General features: G+C 53.8%; 3 protein-coding genes. All 3 read left to right on the plus strand.

Going from position 1 to position 3,059, the window contains the following annotated elements:
• On the plus strand, positions 1 to 1,174 hold a 1,174-nt coding region (locus tag ABX962_RS33805), incomplete at its 5' end, for a serine hydrolase (protein WP_372726074.1).
• 108 nt (positions 1,175 to 1,282) lie between these two features.
• A complete protein-coding gene (locus ABX962_RS33810; RefSeq protein ID WP_372726075.1) occupies positions 1,283 to 2,308 on the plus strand; it encodes a hypothetical protein in 1,026 nt (341 codons plus the stop codon).
• A gap of 152 nt (positions 2,309 to 2,460) precedes the next feature.
• Complete coding sequence (locus ABX962_RS33815; RefSeq protein WP_372726076.1) at positions 2,461 to 2,769, plus strand: hypothetical protein; 309 nt, start codon at positions 2,461 to 2,463, stop codon at positions 2,767 to 2,769.
• Positions 2,770 to 3,059 lie beyond the last annotated feature (290 nt).

Raw genomic sequence — 3,059 nt, forward strand, 5'->3', positions numbered from 1 at the left:
AGAGCTGCCGTTGTCTTTTGAGCCAGGCAAAAAGTTCCACTACAACAATTCAGGCTATTTCTTGCTGGGACACATCGTCGGCCAAGTTTCTGGAAAATCATTCGGTGACTACCTGCAGGAAACCTTCTTTGAGCCACTGGGGATGACCGAAACTGGCATTCACTCGCCCGATCTAAATCTTGAAAACGAAGCCCATGGCTACTCGATCGAAGATGATACATTCACACCAGCACTGAATTGGCATATGTCCCAGGTTGGTGCCGCAGGCGCGATGTACTCGACCATTGACGATTTAATGTTATGGAACGAGGCGGTGTTTAATGGGCAATTGCTCACACCTGAGCTGCGGGACAAAGCCTTTACGCCCTATCAGAATGGTTACGGATACGGGTGGTTGATTGGCGAGCATCGCGGGCTGCGGACGATCGGTCATACCGGAGGACTGAATGGGTTTCTCAGCAGTTTGATTCGTTATCCCGATCAAAACGTGACGGTGATTGCGCTGCACAACGCTTTTCCATCGATCGCCGAGATGGCACCGGTAACGGTCAGCAGCAAGATAGCGGAGCTGTTTTTGGATGCCGAAATGGAGCCGCCGGTGATCCATCAGGTCGACACCACCGTCACGCCCGAGATCCTTGCCCGCTATGTTGGCCGCTACGACTATGGCGCCGCCGTTTTGGTCGTCACGCTCGAAGAGGGGCACCTGTTCGCACAACTGACCGGACAAGCCAAAGCAGAAATCTTTCCCAGCAGTGAAACCGAGTTCTTTTGGAAGATCGTCGACGCATCGGTGGCCTTTCAGATCAACGCCGAAGGCCTTTGTAGCGGCGCCAAACACACACAAAACGGCCACACCTTCGACGTCAAACGGTTGCCCGATCATGTCGTTGTCAAACTTCCCACCGAGATACTTGACCGCTACGTCGGACGGTACGATTATGGACCAGCGCAGATGACGATCCGCCGCGACGGCGACCGCTTACTGGCGAAGCTCGGAGCGCAACCCGAGTTCCCTATTTTGCCGGAAAACGAAACCACATTCCACTGGCAAGTGGTCGAAGCAAGCATCCAGTTCACGGTGGACGATAATGGTGTCGTCAGCGGGGCAACCCATACACAAGGCGGCCAACAACTTAAAGTGTTAAAAATCAAGCAAGAGGAACAGGAATAGCCTCGGTTGGCTAAAATCATTGTGTCGAAAGACTCGTGTTGAGCTGTCCCATCGGGTTTCCTCTTTGACCACTCCCAAAATCCAACGCACATCATGAATTTGCGAAGCATGCTTCGAACTCGATCTTACTCTGCTGGTTCGCGATTTTGGCCTGGTTCGCGACCTCGGCCTCGTTCGCGATTTTGGTTCGCCTTGATCGCGACGTTTGTCATCGGGTTGCCATGCCAGAACAACCTCAGCCGCGGCGACGACTCGCTTTCGAACCGAATTTGGTTGGTCAGCACCCGTGGTGCTTCGAGTTGTGCCCCGTCACTAAATCAAACCACTCGAATCAAGTTCTGGTCGAGTGACACGGGCGTCCCTTGGCAGCAAACCAACGTCAATCACTTTTTTGACTGCGTCAATGGCGATCCCGTGCCACTGTGTATCTATGTGCACGAGAACCGGGTTAGTGCCGAGGAGGCGTGGAGAAGAGCCAAAACGATTTTCTGTCAGTTGCAGCAAGCCTCGCAACCGCAGAACGATCGTTTTCGTTTGGTGGTGATCTCGTGGCCAAGTGATCGAATCGGAGTACGCCCACGTCCCGATGCGCAGATCAAAGCCCAGCGAAGTGAAATGCATGGCTACTATCTAGCGTGGTTGTTGGATCAGATTGATCCAAGGGTTCCCGTCAGTTTGTTTGGCACCAGTTACGGTCCCCGAATGATCACCGCTGCGCTGCATTTGCGAGCGGGCGGCACCATTGCCGGACATCAACTCGCACCGACCACGGTTTCGGCTCGGCCAGCGGTGCGAGTGGCCTTGTTCGCTTCGGCGCTCGATTGTGATTGGTTGTTGCCAAATCATCATCACGGTCGAGCAATGACACAGGTCGAGCGGATGTTGATTGCGTACAATCCATCGGATTCGGTGCTTCATTGGTATCCGCGGTTAAACGGACGCGGAGGACCCGCGGCGCTCGGTTATGTCGGCGTGTCCCCATCACGGCTGGGAGTGGATAGCTACAAAGTGCAGCTGATGAATGTCAGCCGCAGTGTCGGAAAAACGCATAGTTGGCAGGCCTACGAGGGCAACCCCGCGATGATGTCACGCGTAGCGCCCTACCTGCTTCGCCAATCCGACGACCTGCTGTAGAAATTCTATAGACGCCATTTTCGCTGTGGAGGTTTGAGCTACTGACGCTCTGGCTTTGCAGTAATGGCAGGTCATTGAAATGACCAATGCTCTTGATCGAAACGGCTTGTTTCTCTCAACATCGCGTTAGGATTCTTCTACAATCGGCAGCCATGCGTTCCAAAGTTGCCAAAGTCGAATCGAATTCCGTCGCTGATTCAGCCCCATCCGGTAAGTCGCCTCCTACGAAAAATGCAGTCCGTTTTGCCTACGGGTTGCAGTGGTTAGCGATTGTCGGTGTGGCGGTTGTGATGGCGTTTCAACCTTACTCGGCCGGTGATTTTTGGTGGCAACTCAGCCGAGGACGCGAGGTCACCAGCGGGTCGATCACCCCGAGCCGATCGCTGCTGACCCTCGAAACCATGGCCGAGGCGGATTGCCGATTTTTGCGATCGATCATTTTCTGGGTGGCCAAGGGTTGATGTTGTGCCGGGTGCTTTTCGTCGCAGCAGGATTTGCCTGGATGCTTGCCCCGCGTGCTAACGGTTTCGACCCTCCGCTACTGCAAGGATTTGTTTGTAGCGGCGGATTTCACCACCTCGTTTTTCTCCATTTTTTACCCCTTTCGATAGACGAATGAATATTTCTGCTCTGCTTAAAACTTCTGCGTTTTTGTTGTTTGCCGGATGTCTCTGCATGCCTTTGACCGGATGTGGTTCGACTGCCACCAATCCGTGTGTGGACGATAGCGGACTCCAAGAGGATGAAGCAT

The sequence above is a fragment of the Novipirellula sp. genome, assembly GCF_041583735.1.
In the GTDB taxonomy this organism is placed as follows: Bacteria; Planctomycetota; Planctomycetia; order Pirellulales; family Pirellulaceae; genus Novipirellula.

Bases quoted from the DNA above. Each gene is read 5' to 3' on its own strand.
- ABX962_RS33810 (WP_372726075.1), top strand. From the start codon at position 1,283: ATGCTTCGAACTCGATCTTACTCTGCTGGTTCGCGATTTTGGCCTGGT.
- ABX962_RS33815 (WP_372726076.1), top strand. From the start codon at position 2,461: ATGCGTTCCAAAGTTGCCAAAGTCGAATCGAATTCCGTCGCTGATTCA.